This is a genomic window from Mycobacterium sp. 852002-51152_SCH6134967, from assembly GCF_001667105.1.
Lineage (GTDB): Bacteria > Actinomycetota > Actinomycetes > Mycobacteriales > Mycobacteriaceae > Mycobacterium > Mycobacterium neumannii_A.
The window spans coordinates 14,008-37,066 of the sequence record NZ_LZIK01000004.1; the positions used below are offsets into that span (position 1 = coordinate 14,008).

Below are 23,059 nucleotides of genomic sequence, written 5' to 3' on the forward strand. Positions count from 1 at the left end.
AACAATCGCGGATCGAGCGGTCGTTCGCAAGCGATTCCGCAGGGAATTTACATATTCACAATGGAATCCTTCGTCTGATGTGATGCCGGGCACCAGATTCGCGTCACCGGCGCAGTCGTCGGCTCGGCCGGCAGACCGCAGGCGGCGCCGACGCTGAACCGGTGTCGTGATCAGTTTCGCAGTCGGCGCCGCCATGATCGGGCGAAACGCCGTTTACCTGCCCCGGTTCGGGGGGTACGGCACTAGTCATGGCAGCAGTGGACGTTGCGGTGTCGTCGGACCTGACCCCGCACAAGGCGTGGGAGTTGGCCTCGGACCTGAGCCGGTTCGACGAGTGGCTGACGATCTTCGGCGGGTGGCGCAGCGAGGTGCCCGCCAACATCGAGGTCGGGACATGCGTCTCGTCGCTGATCAAGGTCAAGGGATTCCGCAACACCATCCATTGGCAAGTCACGCGCTACGACGAGCCCAAAGTCGTCGAGATGGTCGGCCGAGGCCGCCCGGGCATTCGCATCGGGCTGACGCTGTGCGTCCGCGCCGACAATCCGGGGTCGACGTTTCAGGTGGTCGCCGACCTGTCTGGCGGGCTGTTGAACACGCGCATCGGCAATCTGGTCGCCAAGGTGATCGAATCCGATGTGCGCAAGTCGGTCAGCAATCTGGCCGCGCTGCACTGACCAACGGACGTCGCTGGCTGGGCGGCGTCAGCCCCATTCGTGGTTCATGGCACGCGTTTCGTAGCGGGCTTCCACGGAATCCATCGGCCGTGACGACGGACGCGACATGGCGATCAGCAGTAGCGCGAGCATCGACGTGATCGCGCCGCCCAGGAAGATCGCGAAGAAGCTGTTCTCCATCGGCACGCCCGTTCCCGGCACCGACCGGCTGAGCAACATGGCGACGACCGCAGCCGCGATCGAACTGCCGATGGTGCGGGCTATCGCGTTCATGCTCGTGGCCACGCCCGTCTCACCGGCGTCCACCTCGCTGACGACCAACGCGGGCAGCGCGCCGTAGCCGAGGCTGATGTAGGCGTTGGCGAGGATGCTCGCGACGATGATCTGCCACGTGTGCGAGTGCGCCAACGCGACGAACAGGAAGCCGGCGATACCGGCGACCGCCGCCACGAGGAGCACCGGCCGGGCGCCGAAGCGGTCGATGAACCTACCGCTGACCAAGGCGACGATGAACCCGGTGAACGCACCCGGAAGCAGATAGACGACGCTGGCTTCCAGTACCGTCGCGCCGAAGCCGTAACCCGCTGCCTCACGCGGTATTTGAACGAAGAGCGTCAACCCGAGGAACGCGAAGTACAGGCCCATGCCAACGAAGATCGTGGCGACGTTGGTGAGCAGGATCGGGCGCCGGGTGAGCATCGCCGTCGATACCAGCGGGCGGTTGATGTGACGCTCCCACCACCACCAGCCCGCCAGCACCGCCACTGCACCGAGGACGCAGCCGACGGTGGCAGGCGATGCCCAACCCCACGTCTGGCCCTGGCTGATCGCCAACAGCAGCGCCGACAACCCCACCGCCAAACCGGCCGCTCCCAGCCAGTCGATCGATCCGGCGACGTGGCGCGGCCGTCGGGGCACCACCAGGAGCACGATCGCGATCACCATGACCGTGAACGCGGTCGTCAACCAGAAGACCCGGTGATAGCCCGCGTCACCGGTCATCAGCAGGCCCACCACGACGAGGCCGGTTCCGCCGCCGAAGCCCAACGTCCCGGACAACACCGCCATCGCCGACATCAGACGGTCGGGAGGCAGTTCCTCGCGCAGGATCGCGATGCTGATCGGGTAGAGGGCGAAGGAGGCGGCCTGAAGCACGCGGGCGACGATGAGCAGTTCGAGGGACGACGTGACGGCCGCGAGCAGTGATCCGGCCAGCACGACGACAAGCACGCCGAGCAGCACTCGGTGCTTGCTGTGAAGGTCGGCAAGCCGGCCGAGCAGCGGCGTGGCCGCGACGGCGGCCAGCAGGTTCGCGGTGACCGCCCAGCTCACGCCGACAATGGATGCGTCGAGTTGGTCGGCGATGATGCCCAAAACCGGAACCACGGCCGTCTGCAGTACCGCGACGGTCAGCACGACGATGGACAGCCCGGCGACCAGGAGGCGAGGGGAGCGTTCGCGACCGATCGCCGGCGACTGCGCCGCACCGGTCCCGACCACAGCCGCTCCGATCCTTAGATGACCTTCCGTTTCGTCGATTATGTCTGCGCGTTCCGGAGGTACCTGTACCGGGCGGTGCAGGGGACGCGGCTACGACTCGCTGTGGGTGACGGGTTGCCCGGTCGGTTGCGCGGTCGTGGTGATGAAATCGTCGAGCAGGTCCACCACCTCACTGGGGCGTTCCACATGCGCAAAGTGCCCGACGCCTTCCAGCACTTCCAGCCGGAATTCGGGACGTGCCTCTTGCGCCACGTACGCGTGACCGACCGGAATGATGCGATCCTGGTCACCCCAGATGGCCATGATGGGCATCTCCGATGCGACGTGCAGCCGGTTCAGGGCGCTGACGGCTTGGCCGCGATAGTCGACGACCGAGCGCAGCGTCCGAAGGAAGGCGTGGCGTGTCTGGGCGTCGGCCAGCGAGGAATAAGCACTCCACATCTCCGCGCCGCGTGGCGATTGGATGCCCGCGGTGGAGAACCAGTTGCGCAGCCGGTTACCCGCGGCCAAGACGGCTCGGGGCGCGATGAGCGGAAGCAGGAATTCCGAACCCGGCGCCGAGAGCAGGCGAAGCGTCCAGCCGACGTCGGGTCCCAGCCCGCCGCTGCTGATCAGCACGAGGCGTTGGCAGTAGTCGGGATGCTGGTAGACGAACTGCATGGCCACCCCGCCGCCCAGCGATTGGCCGACGACGGTGGCCTTGGACACGCCGAGTTCATCGAGCAGGTCGCGCAGCCACACCGCGAACGCGCCCAGCGAGTAGTCGCCGCGGGGTTTGTCGGATTGGCCGTGCCCCAACAGGTCGGGCGCGATGACGCGATATCGCCGCGACAGCTGGGGGATCACCGCCCGCCACGTTTCGGAGCTTCCGGCCATCCCGTGGATCAGCAGCAGCGCTTCTGCACCGCTGCCGACGTCTCGGTACGCGACGCGGTCGCCGTGCAACTCCAGATAGTTCATCTCAGTCATGAGTGTGGTCCCTCCCCGGTACGGCCTCATATACCCGGATCGAGCCGCACGTATTGCTCGCACGGTCAGGGATCGGCGTGTTCGGCGGCAAGTTGCTCGACCGACGCGCCGTCGACCAGCCGGTCCAACGCCCCGGTCATCGTCGGGCATTGGCGGGCGGGGTGGTCGGCGGGGCAGAGCAGCGCATGCGTGAGGAACTGCTGAGCCCCGCGCGCCTGGGCGATCACCTCGTCGAGCTGGCCGATCTGCTGGCGCACGAGTTCGCGCCACTGGGGGCTGGGGGCGTCGAGGACGGCCGCAGCGGTGTCCAGCGGCAGCCCCAGTTTGTTGAAGATCTTCAGCAGCGCCAGGCGGCGCAGGTCGTCGTTGCCGTACATGCGCCGACCGTCCAGCCGCTTCTGAGGACGAACCAGACCGCGCTCGTCGTAGTAGCGCAACGTCGATGAGGCCATCTGCAACCGGGCGGCCGCTTCGCCGATGGGAATCGCGTCCATGCCGCCATTTGACTTCAAGCCGACTTGAAGCGGCAAGCTAGTGGTCGTGAGCGCCGCCGAGAATCTGCCCGTCAACCACCACGCCGACCATCCCGGCTTCGCAGGCCCGATGGGCGCGCTGGTCGGGCTGGTCTTGATGCTCATGGGGCGGCCGACTGCCCGCCTGGCGGCGGACCTCACCGGTGTGTCGGCCGCGGACACCGTCGTCGACATCGGGTGTGGGCCCGGGTCCGCGGTCCGGGAGGCCGTCCGTCGCGGTGCGGCCGCGACCGGCGTTGATCCGGCGCCCGTGATGCTGCGGCTCGCCCGCATGTTCACCCCCGACGGTTCCGTTGCGTGGACGACAGGCACCGCCGAGCGCGTGCCCCTCTCGGACCAGTCGGCGACCGTGGTGTGGTCGCTGGCGACCGTGCACCACTGGCAAGACGTGGATGCGGGGCTGAACGAGGCGGCCCGACTGCTGGTCCCCGGTGGCCGCCTGCTCGCTGTCGAGCGACAGACGAAGCCGGGTGCGACGGGCCTGGCCAGCCACGGGTGGACACGCCAGCAGGCTGACGCGTTCGCGGAGCTGTGTCGGTCTTCGGGCTTTGCGGACGTGACGGTCGGCGCGCACAAGGCGGGACGGCGCGACGTGTGGGCGGTCTTGGGCCGTCGTCCCTGAGGCCGCGGTCGACCTCCGGCGCCGAGTGCGCGTCTGCTAGACCTTTAGGACGCGCGTCAGAACTCCTTGGTCTGCGGATGCTCCACTGATCGGCATAACGCGTTCTCTGACAAGAGATTACGAAAGGATAAGTGAATGAAGACAGCGGTCGTCACCGGCGGCGGCTCGGGGATCGGACGCGCGATCGTGAAGCGCTTGCGCGCCGACGGCTTTCGCGTCGCCACGCTCGACCTGGCGCCGAGCGACGAGGAGTCCACCTTCACCGCCGACGTCACTGATCGCGGTCAGGTCGACGCCGCGCTTTCGACCGTCCGTAGCCAGCTCGGACCGGTGGCGATTCTGGTCAATGCTGCGGGCCTGGACGGCTTCTCGCGGTTCGGCGACATCACGTTCGAGCAGTGGCAGCGCGTGGTCGACGTCAACCTCAACGGCGTCTTTCACTGTGTGCAGGCGGTACTGCCCGACATGGTGGACGCCGGCTGGGGTCGGATCGTCAACATCTCGTCGTCGAGCACACACTCCGGTGCGCCGTACATGTCGCACTACGTGGCGGCGAAATCGGCGGTGAACGGGCTGACGAAGACGCTGGCGCTCGAATACGGTCCGGCAGGCATCACCGTGAACGCCGTGCCGCCGGGCTTCATCGACACGCCGATGCTGCGAGCGGCAGAGGCGCGGGGCTACCTCGGCGACGTTCAGGCCACCATCGACGCGACCCCTGTGCGCCGCATGGGTAAGCCCGAGGACATCGCGGCCACGTGCGCGTTTCTCGTCTCGGAGGAAGCCGGCTACATCACCGGTCAGATCATCGGCGTCAACGGCGGTCGCAACACCTAGCCGAAGCGCCATTGGCGTCCTGTGCGAAGATCCGCAGATGAGCACTGACCCCGCGTATTTCACGCCGACGGCGGACGGCGCATTCATGCCGTCGATCTTCGCCCAGAGCCATTGGGGTGATGATCATCTCAACGGACCGGCCATCGTCGGGTTGGCGGCGCAGGCGCTCGAAAAGGAGTGCGGTTCGCCGGACTTCATGCCGACGCGGATCACCGTCGACTTGTTCCGGGCGGCGCGCAACCTGCCGACGACCGTTGAGGTGCGGGTGATCCGTGACGGTCGGCGCGTACGCAATGCGGAATGCGAAGTGGTGCAGGATGGTCGGCCGGTCGCACGTGCCACGCTGGTGCAGTACCGACGATCGGCTGCGCCGCCCGGTGAGGAGTGGATCGCGCCGGTCGATGCACCGCAGTTGCCGACCCCGGATGGGGATCTCGTACCGTTCATCGGCAGCGATGATGGCGGTTGGACGCGGTCGCCGGAGGCTCACCAAAACACTTCCCGCAAACGGTTCTTCTATACGAGCCCGAATATCATTGCAGGAGAGCCGGTCTCACCCTTCATCAGAGCCGTCAACGTAGCAGAGTCGACGAGCTTGGTGACCAATTTGGGCACCGAGGGGATCGGCTATATCAACGGTGACCTCACGGTATCGTTGTCGCGCTTGCCGCTCGACGAGTGGATTCTCGTGCAGGGGGACTCGCACTGGGTGGCTGACGGAATCTCGGTCGGTACAGCGACGCTGTTCGACCGGCAGGGCGCCTTCGGGTCCGGCATGGTGACCGCGGTGGCGAACCCGACCGCGCAGATCGACTTCCGAGGGCGGCCGTTTCCGCGCGGTGAAGTCAACTACGAGTGATCACTCGGCGGCTTGCGTCAGGGTTTCTTGCGGGTGCGTCCACCGGAGGGCTTCTTGTCTGCCGGCGGGTTCGAGGTCCGAGACGCGAACCGGCCCACCGTCGCAACGCCGGGGATTCGGCCTACGGCGTTGTAGACGTCGTTGCCGGTGGCGATCAGCGCCTCAAGTTGGGGCACGATCGCGTCCATGGTCCGGATCATCGGATCGGCCAGTGCGAGATAGCGTTCCGCACGGTCGATCGCCGCATTGAGGCGCTCCGTCGCCGCGGCCATGTTCTCGATGAGGTCCGGCACTTGGGCCATCATCTGTAGCGATGCGGGTGGGATGCGCATCGCCTCAGTGGCGACCGTCTGGGCGGTCTCAGCGGCCGCCTGCGCCGCTTCTCTGATTTCTTTAGGGGTGGGAACCTTGGGGCTCATGTGACAACGATCCCGCACGGTGACCGCATTGTCCGGTATTTGCCACGAACGATTCGCGCGATGGACAGGCGGGGAGTGCGCAAATCGTCACGTGACATAACGATGGTCGTTCCGCGGGGAGAGGCGGGGAGGGCCCAGGGGGCGAGGTCGCTGTTTTGGTGGCGCCGGCGATAGCACGAGCCTGATGACGCGCGCCCTTCTGGATGTGTGCCGATGGCCGACTTTTTGGTTGCTATCAGTCTGGCGGGTCGCATGCTCGAAATCGCCTCGGAGCGAGTGCTTTCCAGGTCCGGCTAGGCGGCATGAAATCGTCACAGTGACGAAATGACATCGCGCGGCGGGGAAGCCGGGAGACACCCGATGGAGGTCCGAGCCGTCCTATCTGACGACGCCACGAAGCGGCGCGATGACCGGGCCTGGTGTGGACATCGCTAACGGGTTGATCGCACGCACCTGGCGCGTGGTATCAACCAGTTAAGGCGTCGCCGCGCGGCGTGTTGGCCGGAACGGAGCGGTCCGCCGGGAGTGCTCCGGGACGCCGGCCGCAGCGAGTAATCGACCCGGCAAGCATCGGCCTGGTTAGTAAAACGCCGATAAGCCACACTATGTCAAGTTGGATGTCGTACCGTACTGCCAGACTCTCCCTGTGGATCAGCCCCCGTCGACGGTTTCGTCCGAGCCAGAAATGCTGCGCTGTTCTCCGGTCGTTGGGTGCGGCAAAGTCAAACCGCGAAGTCGAATCGCGCGTACACGAGAGAGCGATCCATTGTGTATGGCGTGCTACCAGCGGGCTCGCAGGCTCAAGCAAGATCCGGCGGAGATCCGGCGCGCCAACCTGTGGGCGAAGTATCGAATCACGCCCGAGCAGTACGATTTACTGCGGGCAACGCAGGACTATCGCTGCGCAATCTGCGGACGCGACGAGATCAAAATCGACTTGAACAGAGTCGGTGGTCGACCTCGCAGCGACGGCAGGCCACTGGCGAAGGTTCCGCTCGCCGTAGATCATGATCACATCACCGGCGAAATCCGGGGGCTTCTCTGTCCGTCATGCAATGCAGGTCTCGGTGCGTTTGGTGATAACCCGCAGCGGCTAAGTGCCGCCATCTCGTACTTGCAGGCCCATACTTCGTCGAATACCGCGTAGGACGCGTCGGCGCCGACGCGGTTCGACAACCGTCCCAACGCTTCCGCCATCATGCCGTTTCCTCACCCGGGACGAATACCGCAGGATCGATTATGGCGGGTTACCAGTAAGTTCGTCGTGCTTCGTCGGCGGCGTCTTCACTTGCGCCGCCTACTATTTGATTAGGGTGATGGCGCAGAGCTCATAGACCGAGAACGACACGTAGGGCCGCATCAACGCGGCGCATTTCGTCGAAGCTGAGGAACCCGACGCTCTTGCCAAGCCGACCCGGGTCGACCGCCGCGGTCTGCTCAGCAAGTACTCGGGTGTTCACGCCGGCGATTTCAACCTCGGGTCGGAAGCTGGCGGCACGAGCCGACGTGGACGTCGGTGCAACCAGCCAGGTCGACAGCGGCACGTGATCTGACTGGACTACTACGGCGTATCGGGAACCATACTGCTCGTGACCGCGACTCCCCCGCGGGGCGTGTAACCGAAAGACTTCACCACGCACGCAGCGTCTCCATGTCGCGCAGTACCTGCGTGGCCTCAGCGCGGTCGGATTCGTCGTCGGCGAGCCTTTCCGCCTCGGCGCGAATCGCCGCATTGGCCTTTCGACGTGCGGCATCGATGAGGGCAGATCGAACGGCTGCGGACACAGCCGTGCCGTCCCTGGTCAAAACCTCCAGCGCCTTGGCTGTGTCGTCGTCCGGCCGGAAGGTGATCGTGTCAGCCATAGCCACAGTGTACGACGTTTTGTAAGACAACCGCTGGTTCCAGAGGGACCGCCGCCATCAGGACAGCTCATGCCCGCCACTGGAGGTAATCGGGTGCAGCAATCCTCGCTTCCGCAGTTCCTCCGCCCAGCACCCAGCAGCCGCGCTGATGTTGCCGCTGAAGATCGACCAACGGTCTTGATGTCCGAAGCAATCGTGCAGCCTTGTCACGTATTCCGTCAGCGTGTCGATGTCACCAGTTGCAGCCAGGTACCGGCAGGTCTTGTCATATTCGATGAGCAAGTTGTTGTCGACTGCGTATCGCACCAATTGCTCTGTGGTGCTTATTCGTTCCAGCTCGACCAGTACCAAGTCGAAGCCGTCGCAGAGCGCGCCGGCGAACTGCCGCATCTCGGTGCGACGGTCGAACCGCACTTCGTATGGCAGATCGGGTACCAAGTGCTCCCAACGACGTTGCAGCAGCGAACCTTTGAGCGGATGTCTCACTCGCTCGTATCGAGGACATGCGGCGTCGACCTCGACTGATCCGATACCGACATTGACGAAGAACCCGTGCCACGACCTCGTGCCGTTGTGCCAGTCGGGCTGAAGGTGGATCATGTCGTAGAGCGGCCCCCGCTCCCGCTTGAAACTGCAGTCCGATATGCCAAAGCCGCGTGCGCGTCGGAACGGGCCGACATCGGCGGAGACCACCGCCTCGTAGGTCCGTCGCAATGAACCGTTGACTGCCCTCTCGCCCGTGACTCAAGGCTAAGGCCGCGGCACCATCCGTCAGCGCACCAATTTGACGCTACGCAAGGACAACGCGGCCATGCCCGACGATGAGGGCGAAAAAATCACCTTGCCCGTTAATGTGGTAGCGGTGAGATCCTGGGGCCACCAAGGAGTTCGACTTGATGCCGAGTTCGACTTCGTCATCGTGGGAGCGGGCAGCGCGGGCTGCCTGCTCGCCAATCGGCTCAGCGCCAACCCCGATCACCGGGTGCTCCTGATCGAGGCCGGCGGAAAGGACAGCTGGTTCTGGATCAAGGTGCCGGTCGGCTATCTGTACACCATTGGCAACCCCCGCACCGACTGGTGCTTCACGACGGAGCCCGACCCAGGCTTGGCCGGCCGCAGCATCATCTACGCGCGGGGTCGCGTGATCGGCGGCTGCTCGTCGATCAACGCCATGATCCATATGCGCGGGCAGGCAAGCGATTACGAGTTGTGGGCGCAAGCCACCGCAGACGAGCGCTGGCTTTGGGGCGGCCCAGACGGTCCAGGCGAAACACTCGCAATCTATAAGGAGTTGGAAGACTACTTCGGCGGAGCCGACGAGTGGCATGGCGCCGGCGGTGAGATCCGCGTGGAGCGACCGCGGGTGCGCTGGAAAATTCTGGACGCCTGGCAGGCCGCCGCAGCCGAACTGGGTATTGCGCCGATCGAAGAGTTCAACCGGGGCGACAACTCCGGGAGCGCCTACTTTCATGTCAATCAACGACGCGGCCGGCGCTGGTCGATGGCCGATGCCTTCCTGCACCCCGTCACCCACCGCTCCAATCTCACCGTCTACACGCGGACTCAGGCTCTCCAGCTGCTAATGGACGATCAGGTCAGCAACGATCAGCGTCGCGGCGCCTGGACCGCGGCGCAGCACCGCGTCACCGGCCTACGGCTGCTCAAAGACGGCCAGATCGTCGACGTTCGAGCCCGTCGGGAGGTGATCCTGAGCGCCGGCGCCATTGGCTCGCCTCATCTGATGCAGGTTTCGGGGTTGGGCCCGGCCGGGTTGCTCACCCAGCATCACGTGCCGGTGGTCGTTGATCTGCCAGGAGTCGGCGGAAACCTCCAGGACCATTTGCAGCTTCGAACGGTGTACCGCATTCGGGGCGCACGAACCGTCAACACGCTGTACCGGAATTGGATCACCCGGGCGGGCATGGGAATTCAGTACCTGCTGCTGCGATCGGGACCCATGACGATGCCGCCGTCCACACTGGGGGCTTTCGCCAAGAGCGAGCCCGCGCTGGCCAGCCCGGATATGGAGTGGCATGTGCAGCCGTTGTCGTTGCCGAAATTCGGGGAACCCCTGCACCCCTTCGGCGCCATCACTCCCTCGGTCTGCAACCTGCGACCCACCTCGCGCGGGCACGTGCGCCTGGTCGGTGCAGATCCGCTGACCCACCCAAAGATCATCTGCAACTACCTGTCCACTGATGCCGACCGTGAAGTCGCCGTGCGCGGCCTTCGGATGACCAGGCAGATCATGGCCGCCCCTCCCCTAGCCCGCTACTGTCCGGAAGAAATGCTTCCCGGCTCGCAACTGGTGAGCGACGAAGACCTACTGGCGGCGGCGGGTGAATTGGGTACCACCATTTTCCACCCGGTGGGCACCTGCGCGATGGGTGCCTTTGATACACGCGGTCTGCCACGGTCGGCCGCCACGGTGCTCGACACCGACTGCCGCGTGCGTGGCGTCGCGGGCCTACGGGTGGCCGATGCGTCGGCGATGCCCACCATCACGTCCGGGAACACCAACGCGCCGGTCATGCTGATCGCAGAGCGCGCAGCGCGGGCGATCCTGAAATAAGCCGGTCCCACTCGTGCCGCAGTGTTCCACCGAACTGGCCTCGGACAGCCGCGACCGATTCGCTTGAGTCGTGACCTTCAGTCGCCTTCGTCGTCGTCACGGTGTGCGGCTTCGATCACCTCGGGTGGTGCCGGCTTCTGCAGCCAGGCGCGAATCCGCAACAACCCGCCGACGACAGCCCCGACTGCGAATATTGCAATCGCGATCCAAACCGCAGTGGACATGGATCAATTGTCCGCCCATGGGCGAAAATCGTGACCGCTTACGCAAGGTTGCCGACACGTCTTTCGAGTCAGTGGCTGTAGGCCATTTGGAGAGCCTGCCGCCGCTGGGCGCTGCGTACGTTTGCGTTTAATTCGTATGATCTAGCTATTTCGGAGTCGCTATCTGCCTCGCATTTTGCCCCCATTCGTTGACACCGGCCCGTTAATGGTCATACGCTTTGGGGCGAAACGTCCAGAACTCGGGAAAGTCGCTTCTGATGACCGTGACCAGCGCTCCCAATGTCTTCGACGCGGCCCTTCCCGCCTTCAGCTACGGTCTCACTGCCACGCCGCACGACATCCTCGACGATGTCCGAGCGGCGCAGGCACGTGCACCCATCGCCATCGGTCCCTTCGGGCCGGAAATCCTGTCATATGAACTTTCCCGCGAGATCCTGCGCGACAGCAGATTTCGGCTTCCGCCCGGCATCACTCTGGCCTCACAGGGCATCACGTCGGGTCCTTTGTTCGACAAGATGGCGAACAGCCTCCTGGGACTGGACGGCGCACCTCATATACGTCTACGCAAACTCGTGTCGAAAGCGTTCACTCCGCGCGCGACGTCGCGGCTTCAAGACACCATCCAGGAGGTGGTGAACGCGCTGATCGACCGGGTGGCGGACGCCGGACACTGCGACGTCGTGACCGACCTTGCGCGTCCCTACCCCACTCCGATCATGTGCGCGCTCATCGGTGCACCTCGGGAGGATTGGCACCTGTTCGCAGATTGGACTGAAGAGGTTTTCAAGGCCCTCACCTTCCAGCCCGACGCCAACTTCGACGAGTCCGCGATCATGCGGGCGTGGGGCGAATTGGACGCTTACGTCGACGACATGGTCGCCGCCCGTCGACACAGCCTCACCGATGATCTGCTCTCCGAACTCATTCGCGCCGAAAGCGACGGAGACCGGCTGAATCTCGACGAACTCCGGATGTTGGTGGCCGGCTTCCTGATGGCGGGAACGGACACCACGCGCAATCAACTGGCCGCCTCGGTCCAGGTGCTCTGCGAGCACCCCGATCAGTGGATGGCGCTTCGTGAGCAACCGGAGCTCGCGATGCAGGCTGTCGAGGAGAGCATGCGCCACTCACCGGCGGCCAGTATCGTGCCGCGGGCCGCGACCGAGGATGTCGAGTTTGGCGGCTACCTGTTCCCGGCAGGGACCTTCATACTGGTGAATACCTTTGCAGCCAATCGTGACCCAGCGATCTATCGCGATGCTGAGCGGTTTGACATCACCCGCAGAGACGTACCGCCAATTCTGACTTTTGGCGGCGGTGCCCACTATTGTCTGGGGGCCAATCTTGCGCGCCGTGAGCTGGCGGAGGCACTTGTGGTCCTCACCCGCCGTCTCGATGCACCCCGCCGCGTTGGTCCGGCGCCGTGGAAATCCTTGTTGGGAATGACTGGTCCGCTAACGCTTCAGATCGAATTCACCAGCGCAAGGATTGCGACCGCGCATGCGTAGCCGCGGCTGGGCAGGCGCGACACCCAGCTCAGACGAGGAAGCGATTGCCCGAATCCTGGACGCGGTCGACGAAGTGGTCGCTGAGCACGGACCAGCGATACGCCTTGCCGACGTCGCTCGCCGGCTCGGGGTCACACGCCAAACGGTGTACCGCTACTTCCCCAATGCTGACGCGTTACTCATCGCCAGCGCGATGCGTGCCGTCGACGGATTCATCGATCAGGTTGTCGAGCACGTCAGCGGTGTCAACGACCCCGTCACGGCACTCGTCGAATGCGTGTCGTTCGCGGTCGAAACCCTCACCGGCGATCCCCAGCTGGAAAACCTACTGAGCCGGCGGCAGGACGGGGAAGCTGTCACCTCGTTGACCTCCGATACCGCAAAGGCATTCTGCCTGTCATTCTTTCGCCGGCTCGATGTGGACTGGCAGCTTCACGGCTTTGACAGCGCCGTTCTTGAAGATCTCGCCGAGATGACCTTGCGCACAGTGCAGTCCATGCTGACCGATCCTGGGCAGCCGATTCGTAAGGGTGCCGCACTGCGTGGCTTCGTAGCTCGATGGCTTGGCCCAGCGATCCTCTATCCACGAATCACGGCGCTGTCGACGGACGATCGTCGACCCCCGTCGGGCGGGCGCGGTGAAGCCCGAGGGCGCACGTCGTCTTCGTGATAACAGCCTGATGACTTCCACCTCTTCCGCGAGACACGACCAGATATAGGTACGTTGCCGTTTGCGGATGGTTACCTCGAGGTCCGCAACAGGCACGTCAATAATGCCCAGGAAACTCACAGGCATCTGCTAGCTTCGCGAAGTGCAACTTCGCCAGCAACGCGCGCGAAGCCGGAAGGCGTTCGCCGCAACCGTTATCGCCAGTTTGACCATCGTTGCCGGGGCCGGCTGCGGTGGTGGAACCGAGCCCGAGGAGACCCCGGCGGCAACGGCCGACGAATCAACGGCGGCTCGACAAGCTGAGGCGAATCCAGAAGATCAACAGGCTCAACCGATCGTCAAAGACGAGGACGGCGATGGCCAGCCCGAGATCACCGGCGGCGTCTACGGAGATCCTGCGGCCGCCCTGCACTATTGGGAGGAACAAACCGAAAGCGACTGCGGGTTGATGGCCACCCGCATGGTGGTCGGCGAGCTGACCGGGGCGCCGCCCACCGAGCGGGAGATCATCGACCTCGCCGCTAAGACGCCAAGCGATTGCGACCCGGGTGAGCCGGTGTATGACGAAAGCATCGATCCCAGTGATGGCGGTGTCGGCCATGGCACCTGCACGACCGACCTCCTGCTCCTGCTCAAGCACTACGGGATCAAAGCCGACTACACCAACGACGACACGGCCGCCAAGGGTGGACTCGCCACCGGTATGGACGCGTTGGCGGACTATCTAGGCGACGGGCGACAGGCGATTGTGTGCGTGAACTCCACCACCATCTGGGATGGAGACGGTGACCGGACAGGATGCGGTCACCTGGTCACCGTCGCCGCCATCGATTACGACAACGACGCCGTCTATCTCGGCGACAGTGGCGGCGACGACACGCGCGGCGAGCATGTGACCACCGACGTATTCGAATCTGCCTGGGCGGCAGGCGATCACGAGCTCGTCGTCACCGCACCGCGCTGATCCCTATTCTCTTGACTCTGGTGGACGCCGGATTCAGGAACGCGGATGCGCGGCGACGCTATCTTGCGGTCTACGACGACGCCCGTGCCCTGAGCCCGCGTCCGGAAGGGGTTCACGATGTGTGGACACCATTCGGCACCGTGCGGGTGTACCAACATGGCTCGCGCGGCCGTGTACCCGTCGTCTTGATCCACGGCTTCTACCTCACCTCGGCTATGTGGTGGGAACAAGTCGCGCCGTTGGCAGATGACTTCTCCGTGTACACGATCGACATGCTGGGCCAACCCGGCGCGAGCGTTCAGTCGAAAACAATGCTGACACCGGCGGATTGCGCACTCGCCATCGACGCGGTCCTGCAAGGGCTGGGATTGCATGATGTGCATCTGGTGGGTCACTCGTATGGAGGTTGGCTCACCACGCATACTGCCGCACGACTTCCGTCTCGGGTCGCGACGGTCACGCTGGTCGATCCGGCTAGCACGGTCGCACGGCTCTCCGCGAAGTTCTGGCGGAACCTCGCAGTCCTGCTGGGGCGGCCGAACTCTGTGCGCGCTCAACGTGCTGCAGTATGGGTGACCGGCCACGCCGAACCGGGAAGCCCAATCGACACGCTCGCCGGGCTGTTCGCGTCTGGCTTCGCCACCTTTGGACCGCCGGTCCGCACACCGGCGTTGAGGTTCGCGAGCGACCGTCTGCTACGTGCCGTGCGCGTTCCCGTACAGGTCCTCCTGGCCAGCGACACAGTTCACGATTCGACCAAGGCGGTTCAGCGGATCCGCTCGGTCGTTCCCCATTGGCAGTACCGCCTGTGGCTCAACACGTCACACGCCCTGCCCGCCGAGGTGCCTGATCAGGTCAACGCCTGCATTCGCGATTTTGTGATCGAACACAGCTGCGGCGCGTAGCGGGTGGCGTTCGGCCTCACCGCGCTCGCCAAAGAACTCGGCCGGCTACTCGGCATGGATAAATCCCGCTGTCGTGAAGCGTTCCATAACCCAGACAGGTCATCCGCCTTGTCATCGGCAACGCCATCAGGAGGACAGCCATGAGCGTGGACAGCATCTCGGACTTGGGTACGACGAACTTCGACGAGTTGGTTCCATCGCGGTACGCGGTGCAGGTCGGCGACATCGAGGTGCTGGTGATCAGCGATGGGGTGCTCCCGATCACGGCCAGGACGATGGCGACCAACGCCGACCCGACCGAGTTCGGGAGTTGGCTCGACGACCGGTTCCTTCCCAGAGACGTCCTCGCCTGGCCCCTCAACGTTGTCGTGGTGCGCACCGCTGGTCGGACCATCCTGGTCGACGCCGGGCTCGGCGTAGAGTTCCCGGACTTTCCGCGGGCCGGGCAGACCGTCCATCGTCTGGAAGCCGCCGGTATCGACCCCTCGGCGGTGACCGACGTGGTGCTCACCCACCTGCATATGGACCACGTGGGCGGGCTGCTCACGAAGGGCCTGAAGGAACGGTTGCGTCCCGACCTGCAGGTCCACGTTGCGGCCGCCGAGGCCGAGTTCTGGGAGGCGCCCGACTTCTCCCACACCGACATGCCCGCTCCCGTTCCGGACGCGCTCCGGTCGATCGCCGGGCGGTTCCTCGATGAGTACCGCGGTCACATGCGGACCTTCGAGTCGGAGTACGAATTGGCGCCCGGAGTGCTCGTCGCCCGCACGGGAGGTCACACGCCGGGTCATGCCATCGTCCGCCTCGACTCGGGCGGTGACCGGCTGACGTTCGCCGGCGACGCCGTCTTCGCCCCGGGCTTCGATAACCCAGAGTGGCACAACGGCTTCGAACACGACCCAGAAGAGTCGGCCCGCGTACGGATCGAACTTCTCCGGGAACTGGCCGCGACCGGTGAGTCCCTGGTGGCCACTCACCTGCCGTTCCCGTCGGTCTGCCACGTAGCGACCGCCGGCGACGTCTTCCGGTGCGTGCCCACCGTGTGGGACTACTGACGAGAGCGCCGCCGTGCGTGACCGACGACCCGCGCGACTTGTCTGGGGCGCACGAGGCTCGTCCCGGGGTCCACGCCTTGCAGCATGCGCAGGAACGTTTCGGTGAGCGCCATGTCAGTCGATGCGGCGGCCATGTAGGCGGTGGTGTAGCTGTTGAACCCACGCTGCGGCCATGACCTCCATCGGCTCGCCGGGGTGAAGCCGAAGTCGTTGAGCCGGTTGGCCCACCAAAGAGGAGCCAGCCGCCGTGCAACATCGCGAAAATAGTCTTGACTCGACGGTTCACCGTTGGAGGCAAGGGTCTGTCGAAGGCTGCGAGCCTGCATCAGCGCCGATGTCATGCCCTGGCCGTACATCGGGTTCAAGCTGCATACCGCGTCCCCAATCACCAACAGCCCCTGAGGAAATGAGGACGCCCTGTCGTAGCGGCGCCATACGCTGGTCGGAAACTGGCGATGATGCGTCTCCCCCAGCGGTTCGGCGTCGTGAAGCGCTTCGCCGATATGCGGGGGCACGCATTCGGCCACAGCGGCCAACACCTCCGGCAGCTCGGTGGGCAGCCTGTGCCCAGCGACACCTATCAGCGTCACGATCATCGTGTCGTTCTCGTAGGCGAGCATTCCGACGCCAGTTGGGCGTTGCAGCGTCGGGCTGACGAAAACCACCTTGTCGTCCAGCGCCCCCGGCGTCATGTGAAACAACTGACTGGCGTAGCTGAGCTGCACCCGATACGACCGCTCGACGGGACGTGTGAAGCCATGCGCCGCAAGGAAGGCCGGTGTACGCGCCGAGCGCCCCGACGCGTCGACCACGAGATCGGCGGGCAACGTCTGCCGCCGTGACCCAGCCCGGTCGCTGATACGAACACCGCGTACCGCACGATCGCTCAACACGGGCTCGACGACGTCGTGGCCGTCGAGCACCGTGACGTTGGGCAGTGCGTGAACCCTTTCGCGGACAACTGATTCCAGCAGCGGCCTGCTGGCCGGCTGCACAGGCATGGCGTCAGGGTCGGCCAATGCCGCCGTCCGACACAGCGCATGCCCACGGACCTCGACGTACACCGCCGACAGGGTGTGCGTGTCGATGATCGGTGCGCCCGCCGCTTTCAACTCCGTCGTAGCGCCGGGAAGCATCTCCTCGAGGATCTTCAAACCCGCACTCGTCATCATGTGCAGGTGGTGACTCTGAGGCACGCCCGCCCGATGCGACACGTCGACGGGCAGCTTGTCGCGTTCCACGACGGTCACCGAGTCGTACGCGTCTGCCAGCACTCTCGCAGCGAGCAGTCCCCCGATGCTCGCTCCACACACGACCGCTGCTCGCGTCGCCATCGCGCCCCTCTTCGGCAGGCTGTATCCCTACCGTCGCACAGAGAGCGGCCGAGAGTGCCGTTTCATCCGCGACGCGCAGTGCCAGCCGTATCACAACGCACATCCGCGGTCAGACCCCCAAGCACCACCGGAGCACCGTCAGCGCCGCTGTCTGTAGCGTGGCGACCGTGAAATCCTCGCGTGTGTCTCTTCCCGTCGGACTGTTCGCCTGCACCGCATCGATGGTTCTGGCTCTTGCGGCGTGCGGCTCGGACACGGAAGCGTCATCGACCACTACGACGTCCTCGACGAGCACGTCCTCTCTGGCCGACGAGTTCATCCCCCCACCCGTCGAGACGGGCGATCCCGCCAGCGCGATGTGCCCGACGGCCCCGCCGCAGTTCGGTGGCACTCCCGAGTGGACCCTCAATGGCGAGACGGGCAGCGTAGCCGTCACCGGATCCACCGACTCGACGGCACCGCTGATCAACGTGCAGCCGCCGTTCAGCGTGTCCGAGACCCAGGTGCAGACGTTGAAGCCCGGTGACGGACCGGTCGTCTCCGAGACGGCCACCGTTTTCGTCTGCTACATGGGCGTCAACGGACGCGACGGGTCCGTGTTCGACAACAGCTACGAGCGCGGCATGCCGGTGGACTTCCCGCTCGACGGGGTCGTGCCCGGCTTCCAGAAGGCTATCGCCGGACAGAAGGTGGGGTCGACGGTCGCCGTGGCGATGACGTCTGCCGACGGCTACCCCGAAGGTCAGCCCGCCGCGGGGATCCAACCCGGCGACTCACTCATCTTCGCCATCAAGATCCTCGACGCCTCGAGCTGACCCGTAGCGGTCAGCCGCCGGCGGTGACCGGGTTCTTCGACAGGTGGATGAAGGCGCCGTTCTTCCACACGCCCCAGCGTCCGCCCCAGCCCGAGTGCCACACGACGGGCTCGCCGAGCCAGAACTCAGCGGGCTTCCGCGGTGCCCACGACGGAACCGGTTCCCCGGCCATCGGCCGCGCCGGCGGCGGAGCCACACCGGGCGGAGGCGGTGCATAAGGATTGGGGGCCTCCGCGGCCAGCATCGGCGGTGGGGGCGGCGGTGGAGACGGCTGGGCGCTTGCCGGAGCGGTCAGGCCTAGAGTCGCCGCTGTCAGTCCGCCTGCAATGGCAGCCAGCGTGGTCTTGGAAAACCTCATGAGCATGCCTCCAGCGGTAGTCGCGAATCCGATGCTTCGAATTTATAGCCAGCATTTGCTGCGGCCAAACCCAGGGCGTGTCTGTATCTACTACGGCTCGCGGCTCTCGTCGCGGTCCGACGCGTCGCTGTCCTCGGTTTCTTCCTGTGTGTCCCCCGTCGGCTTCGGTTGCAGCGCGACACTGCGCGTCCGCGGGATGATCTCCGACGGCTGATCCTCGGCCGGCAGCAGGTGCACGACGCGCCCGACAGCACGACGCAGCCCGGGTGGCCCTTCCTTGCGGACGAAGTCGCCGATCCGGCCGGCCCGGTAGCGCAGCGGCGAGCCGATGAACTCACCCAGCACCACGCCACTGCCCAGGGCCAGCGCGATCGCGATCGCCGACATCATCTGCCGGAGGCCGTTGTCGAAGTTGCCGTCGACGGCAAAGGAGAATACCGCGCGAAACACCGCCAGGCCCGGCAGCATCGGCATGATCCCCGCGGTGGCCGTCACCAAGGCAGGTGCTTGCCGACGGATCGAGATCAACGTGGCGACCAGACCGACACCCACCGCCGCGGCACCACTCGCGAACACCTGACCGAACCCCGCATTGCCCAGGGCTATCAGGACCGCCTCGGCGAGTCCGGCTGCAAGCCCTGCGGTGAGGATGGCCCGCAACGGCGCATAGCTCGCCACGGTCAGGCAGGCGCCCGCCAGCGCCGCGCCGAACACCGCGACCGCGATCCGTACCCCCCCGCTCGGCGCGATGAACGATTCGGTCGCATCGACATGCAGCGAGATGGTCACGCCGGCGATCTCCGCGATCTGCAGGCCGGCGAGGATGCCCACGACGATCCCCGATGTCAGCAACACCGCTTCGCCCAACCGGGCGAGCGAGGTCAGCATGTAGCCGGTCACCGCGTCCTGCATCGCGCCGACGAACGTCAAACCTGACAGCAGCACCACGATGCCGGTGGCCACCATGACCGTCGGTCCGATATCGGCATACAAAAAGGCCGCCACGGCGACCGAGGTCGCGATCGCCGCGCCAGCGACGTGTTGGAAGAAGAACGGCGTACCCCAGCGATTCAGCCGTCGCCCCACCTGGTCGATGACCCCCGACGTGACTGCGGCCAGGATGCAGGTCAACCAGCCACCACCGAGAAGCATGGCGATGCCCAGAGCGAAACCCGCCCAGCCCGCGGTCGCGAGCCACCGTGGGTAGGGGTGCGGCCGCTCGGTCAACTCGTCCATCGCCTCGTGAGCTTGATCGACCGTCACACCTCCGGAGGTGATCCGCTGAACCAGCCGGTCGAGTTCTCCCAGTCGCGTGTAGTCCGTCGACCGGGCGTGCACTGCTCGAACGATGGTGACGGGTGGGCTGTCCGCGGTCGGCAGAGCGGACACGATGACGGTGGTGACGAAGATGTCGACGACACAGTCGGTCAGTCGATATGCCTGGGCGACGTCCTGGGCGGTCGCGACGACGTCGGCGGTGCCCGAGCCCGAAGACAGCATCACCTCGGCGAGGCGGATCGTCAGATCGAGCACCTTGCGGGTGTGCAGGTCGCCCATCCCGTCGGAACGGCGGCGCCGCTGACCCGCGACCGGCGCCGGATCGCGCGGGCCGCGCAGCGCATTGCGTAAGCCGCGGCGGACGCGGCCACGCGGTGTTCGATCTAACGGCATCGACGTGAACGATACTGACGAGCGGGCATCATGGCCCAGGCGGCTAATCCCGCTGCGGCGCCCGACAACACATGCCAGAGGCCGTGGTACTGCCACAGGCTGTCGGGCCGGCACAGCGGCGAGCCCGTGCGCCCGGCGGCATAGGCGGCCAGGCCGAGCGCGAAGACCACTGCAGCCGCGACCCACACCGAGCGCCGCCCTCGCGCGCTGCCGACCACCCCGATCACACACACCGCCGCAAGGCCGACAATCGGCCAGTAGTGCACCGGTCCCGCCCAGTGCGGTTGAGGTCCGTGAAAGACGAAGCTGCCGAAGCCGACAGCCACCAGCGCCACTCCTGCGGCTCCCGCCAGCACCGCTCTACCGCCTAGGGCCCAGCACAGGACGGCTATCCCCACGGCCACGTACGCCAGGCTGGTGAGAGCGAGGACGGGTTGGCCAAGCATCGCGTCGCCAATGCGCTCGCAGTCCGAGCGTCCGAAGGCCGCCGCGGCGGTCCAGCCCTGCATCCAACTCACGATAGCCACCCATGGTGCGGGCGAAGCGAACTGAGCGTATCTGTCTGTGCCACAGCCGTATTCTGTCGGCAGCCACCGACCATCCCGTCAGGCAGGAGTGGCCAGATTCCGTTGAATCTTGGCTACTTTGCCACTAGTCGGGCATGTCGGGAACCGGGCACTGTCAAGGCATGCGCACCGAAGACATGGCCACGCTGGCCGACGCGAAAGCCGACACGGACAGCTGGGCCCTACCCGATACCGAAATCTGCTCGGAAGCAATGCGATACGTCATCGACGTCTCCCCGGATTTCCTCATCAACCACTGTGTCCGCAGTTATCTGTTCGCGCGCGAGATCGCCTCGGGCCAGGGTATGCGCAGCGGTACCGACTACGACGACGAACTCGTCTTCCTCGCCTGTCTCCTGCACGACCTGGGTGTCACGGATGCCGGCAGGGGTGATCAGCGATTCGAGGTGGAGGGGGCCGATGCGGCGGCGGACTTCCTTCGCCGACACGGGCTTTCGGGCGATCGGATCACGACGGTGTGGCAGGCGATCGCACTTCACACCAGCGCCGGGTTGGCGAACCGGTTCGGGCCCGAGCAGGCGGTGGTCTTCAACGGAATCGCCCTCGACATCAACGGCATGGACACACACCTGCTCTCCCCCGGCTTCGCCGACCGGGTCCATGCCGCGTGGCCACGTCACGACCTGGGGTACGCGATCGCCGACGCCGTGGCCCGCGATGTGCGCCTCAACCCGATGAAGGCTCCCCCGTTCTCGTTTCCCGCGCACTTGCACGAACTGATCAACGGGTCGTCGTTCTCGTTCTTCGATTTCGTGCGCGCGTCCGGGTGGGGCGATCAGCCGTTGCGCGGCGACGCGAGTATCCCATGACGCCGATGCATGCACAGATCGTGTTGTTCGACGGCTTCGACCCACTCGACGCCGTCGCCCCGTACGAAGTGCTCGTCGCGGGCAGCGACTTCGTCGCAGGCGAACTGGAAGTCGAGTTCGTCTCGGCCGAGGGTCCGCGGCCGGTAGTCAGCGGTTCGCGGGGGCTGACGTTGAATGCGACCGCCCGACTCGACCCCGCCAAGCCGGGTTTCGTGATCGTGCCCGGCGCGGCAGGCCCTACCGACGGCGACCCCGATGAGGGCGTCGCGACCATCCCCGTCCTGCTCGCCCGTTTCGGCGAGACCGCCGCGGTGCCGATGATGCGTAAAGCCTTCGCCAATCCGAGCATCACGGTCGCGACCGTATGCGGTGGGTCGCTCGCGCTGGCGATGGCGGGCCTGCTCGACGGCCGCCACGCCACCACCCACCATCTCGGTGTGGACGTGCTCCACGCGACAGGCGCAATTCCGGTGGCGGCCAGGGTCGTCGACGACGATGACCTGGTCACCGCAGGCGGCGTCACGTCGGGGCTGGACCTCGCGCTCCATCTGCTCGACCGAAGCTACGGTCCGCGCATCGCATTGGCCGTCGAGGAGTTGTTCGCCTACGAGCGGCGGGGCACCGTCTGGACCGACACCGGGCGCGCACCGAAAGCCTCGGCATGACGAGCGTCGTCGGCGACTGGGATGTGCGCATCAAAACACCGGTCGGAACCTTGGAAGTGGTGTACAGCTTCGTCGAACAAAACGGTGCGATCACCGGCACCGCGCAGAGCAACTCAGAACGCGTGCCGCTGAGCGACATCACTCTGGTCGAAGACGTTGACGGACAACGGGTCACATGGCGGCAGACGGTGACCAAACCGATGAGGCTCAAACTCGAGTTCGATGTGCAGGTGCACGGCGACCACCTGACCGGTCACTCGCGTGCGGGACGGCTGCCGCGCTCGGCGGTCTCCGGGGTGCGACGCGCCTGACGGACGACCGTGTCAGCCGTCTTCTGGCGGTGCTACGTTCGCCTGCCACCGCCGGCGTCGCTGCTCGTCGGTCTGCTCCCACCACGGCGGCGAGCCCCGCTCACCCAACGCGACCTTGACCGCGTGCACACCGGCCCGCGCGGTCTGCTCGTCTGCAGTTCCCTTGGTGCGGCGCACTTCTCGGCGCCACGCCATGAGTATCCGGGTCAACTCCGCGCGCCGATCCTCGGGTATGGCCGGATCGGTGGCGCGCCACCGGCGACCGTTGATGACGAGGAAGTGGCCGTCATCGGTCAGCTGGGGCTCACCCATCGGCCGATACTAGCTCCGGG

At 65.5% G+C, this 23,059-nt stretch carries 28 protein-coding genes; 15 read left to right on the forward strand and 13 right to left on the reverse strand.

The genetic code is table 11. From position 1 onward, the window contains the following. The first annotated feature begins 248 nt into the window (after positions 1 to 248). Positions 249 to 677 (forward strand): SRPBCC family protein, encoded by a 429-nt coding sequence (locus A5790_RS00205; protein WP_064393840.1) that lies wholly within the window; start codon positions 249 to 251, stop codon positions 675 to 677. A 27-nt stretch (positions 678 to 704) separates the two neighbouring features. Here the strand turns inward: A5790_RS00205 and A5790_RS00210 are convergent, their stop codons facing one another. From A5790_RS00210 to A5790_RS00220, 3 genes are all read right to left on the reverse strand, one after another. Continuing rightward, positions 705 to 2,177, reverse strand: a complete 1,473-nt coding sequence (locus tag A5790_RS00210; RefSeq protein WP_066840415.1) for an MFS transporter — start codon at positions 2,175 to 2,177, stop codon at positions 705 to 707. A 90-nt stretch (positions 2,178 to 2,267) separates the two neighbouring features. Then, positions 2,268 to 3,146, reverse strand: a complete 879-nt coding sequence (locus tag A5790_RS00215; RefSeq protein WP_066840416.1) for an alpha/beta fold hydrolase — start codon at positions 3,144 to 3,146, stop codon at positions 2,268 to 2,270. A gap of 65 nt (positions 3,147 to 3,211) precedes the next feature. Continuing rightward, positions 3,212 to 3,640, reverse strand: coding sequence for a MerR family transcriptional regulator (locus A5790_RS00220; protein WP_066840418.1), 429 nt, complete (start codon positions 3,638 to 3,640; stop codon positions 3,212 to 3,214). Positions 3,641 to 3,686: 46 nt separating this feature from the next. Here A5790_RS00220 and A5790_RS00225 point away from each other — a divergent pair, with 46 nt between their 5' ends. The 3 genes from A5790_RS00225 (at position 3,687) to A5790_RS00235 (ending at position 5,997) form a co-directional block, all read left to right on the forward strand. Beyond that, the gene (locus A5790_RS00225; protein ID WP_231987553.1) at positions 3,687 to 4,301 is read left to right on the forward strand and encodes a class I SAM-dependent methyltransferase; all 615 of its coding nucleotides are present in this window, start codon (positions 3,687 to 3,689) and stop codon (positions 4,299 to 4,301) included. Positions 4,302 to 4,436: 135 nt separating this feature from the next. Next, positions 4,437 to 5,138, forward strand: coding sequence for an SDR family NAD(P)-dependent oxidoreductase (locus A5790_RS00230; protein ID WP_066840420.1), 702 nt, complete (start codon positions 4,437 to 4,439; stop codon positions 5,136 to 5,138). A 37-nt stretch (positions 5,139 to 5,175) separates the two neighbouring features. Beyond that, the gene (locus A5790_RS00235; protein WP_066840421.1) at positions 5,176 to 5,997 is read left to right on the forward strand and encodes a thioesterase family protein; all 822 of its coding nucleotides are present in this window, start codon (positions 5,176 to 5,178) and stop codon (positions 5,995 to 5,997) included. A 17-nt stretch (positions 5,998 to 6,014) separates the two neighbouring features. Here A5790_RS00235 and A5790_RS00240 read toward each other — a convergent pair whose 3' ends face one another. Next, a complete protein-coding gene (locus A5790_RS00240) occupies positions 6,015 to 6,416 on the reverse strand; it encodes a hypothetical protein (RefSeq protein ID WP_066840423.1) in 402 nt (133 codons plus the stop codon). A 772-nt stretch (positions 6,417 to 7,188) separates the two neighbouring features. Here A5790_RS00240 and A5790_RS25240 point away from each other — a divergent pair. Further along, positions 7,189 to 7,563, forward strand: coding sequence for an endonuclease VII domain-containing protein (locus A5790_RS25240; RefSeq protein WP_197696678.1), 375 nt, complete (start codon positions 7,189 to 7,191; stop codon positions 7,561 to 7,563). Between the two features lie 181 nt (positions 7,564 to 7,744). Here A5790_RS25240 and A5790_RS25245 read toward each other — a convergent pair whose 3' ends face one another. The 3 genes from A5790_RS25245 to A5790_RS00250 are packed head-to-tail and all read right to left on the reverse strand — an operon-like array spanning position 7,745 to position 8,972. After that, positions 7,745 to 8,056 (reverse strand): type II toxin-antitoxin system PemK/MazF family toxin, encoded by a 312-nt coding sequence (locus A5790_RS25245; protein ID WP_082961503.1) that lies wholly within the window; start codon positions 8,054 to 8,056, stop codon positions 7,745 to 7,747. Next, complete coding sequence (locus A5790_RS00245) at positions 8,046 to 8,279, reverse strand: hypothetical protein (protein ID WP_066840425.1); 234 nt, start codon at positions 8,277 to 8,279, stop codon at positions 8,046 to 8,048. Before A5790_RS00245 ends, A5790_RS25245 begins: the two co-directional genes overlap by 11 nt. Positions 8,280 to 8,336: 57 nt before the next feature. Next, a complete protein-coding gene (locus tag A5790_RS00250; RefSeq protein ID WP_066840427.1) occupies positions 8,337 to 8,972 on the reverse strand; it encodes a DUF4304 domain-containing protein in 636 nt (211 codons plus the stop codon). A 118-nt stretch (positions 8,973 to 9,090) separates the two neighbouring features. On the opposite strand from A5790_RS00250, the gene A5790_RS00255 reads away from it, so the two are divergent. Then, the gene (locus A5790_RS00255) at positions 9,091 to 10,851 is read left to right on the forward strand and encodes a GMC family oxidoreductase (RefSeq protein WP_231987555.1); all 1,761 of its coding nucleotides are present in this window, start codon (positions 9,091 to 9,093) and stop codon (positions 10,849 to 10,851) included. 77 nt (positions 10,852 to 10,928) lie between these two features. On the opposite strand, the gene A5790_RS25640 is transcribed toward A5790_RS00255, so the two are convergent. Beyond that, positions 10,929 to 11,075, reverse strand: a complete 147-nt coding sequence (locus A5790_RS25640; RefSeq protein ID WP_156656252.1) for a hypothetical protein — start codon at positions 11,073 to 11,075, stop codon at positions 10,929 to 10,931. A 257-nt stretch (positions 11,076 to 11,332) separates the two neighbouring features. On the opposite strand from A5790_RS25640, the gene A5790_RS00260 reads away from it, so the two are divergent. The 5 genes from A5790_RS00260 to A5790_RS00280 all read left to right on the forward strand — a co-directional run bounded on the left by A5790_RS00260 (position 11,333) and on the right by A5790_RS00280 (position 16,177). Continuing rightward, positions 11,333 to 12,583: a cytochrome P450 gene (locus A5790_RS00260; protein WP_066840573.1), complete on the forward strand. Its 1,251-nt coding sequence runs from the start codon at positions 11,333 to 11,335 to the stop codon at positions 12,581 to 12,583. Then, complete coding sequence (locus A5790_RS00265; protein ID WP_066840429.1) at positions 12,576 to 13,253, forward strand: TetR/AcrR family transcriptional regulator; 678 nt, start codon at positions 12,576 to 12,578, stop codon at positions 13,251 to 13,253. The genes A5790_RS00260 and A5790_RS00265 overlap by 8 nt, the downstream gene beginning before the upstream one ends. A gap of 142 nt (positions 13,254 to 13,395) precedes the next feature. After that, the gene (locus tag A5790_RS00270) at positions 13,396 to 14,217 is read left to right on the forward strand and encodes a hypothetical protein (RefSeq protein ID WP_066840430.1); all 822 of its coding nucleotides are present in this window, start codon (positions 13,396 to 13,398) and stop codon (positions 14,215 to 14,217) included. Between the two features lie 20 nt (positions 14,218 to 14,237). Then, positions 14,238 to 15,122, forward strand: coding sequence for an alpha/beta fold hydrolase (locus A5790_RS00275; protein ID WP_231987556.1), 885 nt, complete (start codon positions 14,238 to 14,240; stop codon positions 15,120 to 15,122). Positions 15,123 to 15,262: 140 nt separating this feature from the next. Beyond that, entirely contained in the window at positions 15,263 to 16,177 is a 915-nt protein-coding gene (locus A5790_RS00280) for an MBL fold metallo-hydrolase (protein WP_066840434.1), read from the forward strand. Here the strand turns inward: A5790_RS00280 and A5790_RS00285 are convergent. Then, entirely contained in the window at positions 16,171 to 17,511 is a 1,341-nt protein-coding gene (locus A5790_RS00285) for an NAD(P)/FAD-dependent oxidoreductase (protein WP_066840436.1), read from the reverse strand. The two genes, A5790_RS00280 and A5790_RS00285, sit on opposite strands and share 7 nt — an antisense overlap. Before the next feature lie 182 nt (positions 17,512 to 17,693). On the opposite strand from A5790_RS00285, the gene A5790_RS00290 reads away from it, so the two are divergent. Beyond that, positions 17,694 to 18,326 carry an FKBP-type peptidyl-prolyl cis-trans isomerase gene (locus A5790_RS00290; protein ID WP_369816235.1) on the forward strand — a complete coding sequence of 211 codons (633 nt, stop codon included), beginning with the start codon at positions 17,694 to 17,696 and terminating at the stop codon, positions 18,324 to 18,326. Positions 18,327 to 18,336: 10 nt separating this feature from the next. On the opposite strand, the gene A5790_RS00295 is transcribed toward A5790_RS00290, so the two are convergent. From A5790_RS00295 to A5790_RS00305, 3 genes are all read right to left on the reverse strand, one after another. Continuing rightward, positions 18,337 to 18,684 (reverse strand): hypothetical protein, encoded by a 348-nt coding sequence (locus A5790_RS00295; RefSeq protein ID WP_066840577.1) that lies wholly within the window; start codon positions 18,682 to 18,684, stop codon positions 18,337 to 18,339. Between the two features lie 90 nt (positions 18,685 to 18,774). Then, positions 18,775 to 20,355 (reverse strand): threonine/serine exporter ThrE family protein, encoded by a 1,581-nt coding sequence (locus A5790_RS00300; RefSeq protein ID WP_066840437.1) that lies wholly within the window; start codon positions 20,353 to 20,355, stop codon positions 18,775 to 18,777. Beyond that, positions 20,346 to 20,864 (reverse strand): hypothetical protein, encoded by a 519-nt coding sequence (locus A5790_RS00305; protein ID WP_066840579.1) that lies wholly within the window; start codon positions 20,862 to 20,864, stop codon positions 20,346 to 20,348. The genes A5790_RS00300 and A5790_RS00305 overlap by 10 nt, the downstream gene beginning before the upstream one ends. Before the next feature lie 179 nt (positions 20,865 to 21,043). On the opposite strand from A5790_RS00305, the gene A5790_RS00310 reads away from it, so the two are divergent. Genes A5790_RS00310 through A5790_RS00320 form a run of 3 tightly spaced genes read left to right on the forward strand, consistent with a single transcriptional unit; the run spans position 21,044 to position 22,727 of the window. Then, positions 21,044 to 21,751 (forward strand): HD domain-containing protein, encoded by a 708-nt coding sequence (locus A5790_RS00310; protein ID WP_231987557.1) that lies wholly within the window; start codon positions 21,044 to 21,046, stop codon positions 21,749 to 21,751. Positions 21,752 to 21,756: 5 nt separating this feature from the next. Further along, a complete protein-coding gene (locus A5790_RS00315) occupies positions 21,757 to 22,416 on the forward strand; it encodes a DJ-1/PfpI family protein (RefSeq protein ID WP_066840583.1) in 660 nt (219 codons plus the stop codon). Beyond that, positions 22,413 to 22,727, forward strand: coding sequence for a hypothetical protein (locus tag A5790_RS00320; protein WP_066840439.1), 315 nt, complete (start codon positions 22,413 to 22,415; stop codon positions 22,725 to 22,727). The genes A5790_RS00315 and A5790_RS00320 overlap by 4 nt, the downstream gene beginning before the upstream one ends. A gap of 12 nt (positions 22,728 to 22,739) precedes the next feature. Here the strand turns inward: A5790_RS00320 and A5790_RS00325 are convergent, their stop codons facing one another. After that, positions 22,740 to 23,039 (reverse strand): hypothetical protein, encoded by a 300-nt coding sequence (locus tag A5790_RS00325; protein ID WP_066840441.1) that lies wholly within the window; start codon positions 23,037 to 23,039, stop codon positions 22,740 to 22,742. Between the last annotated feature and the right edge of the window lie 20 nt (positions 23,040 to 23,059).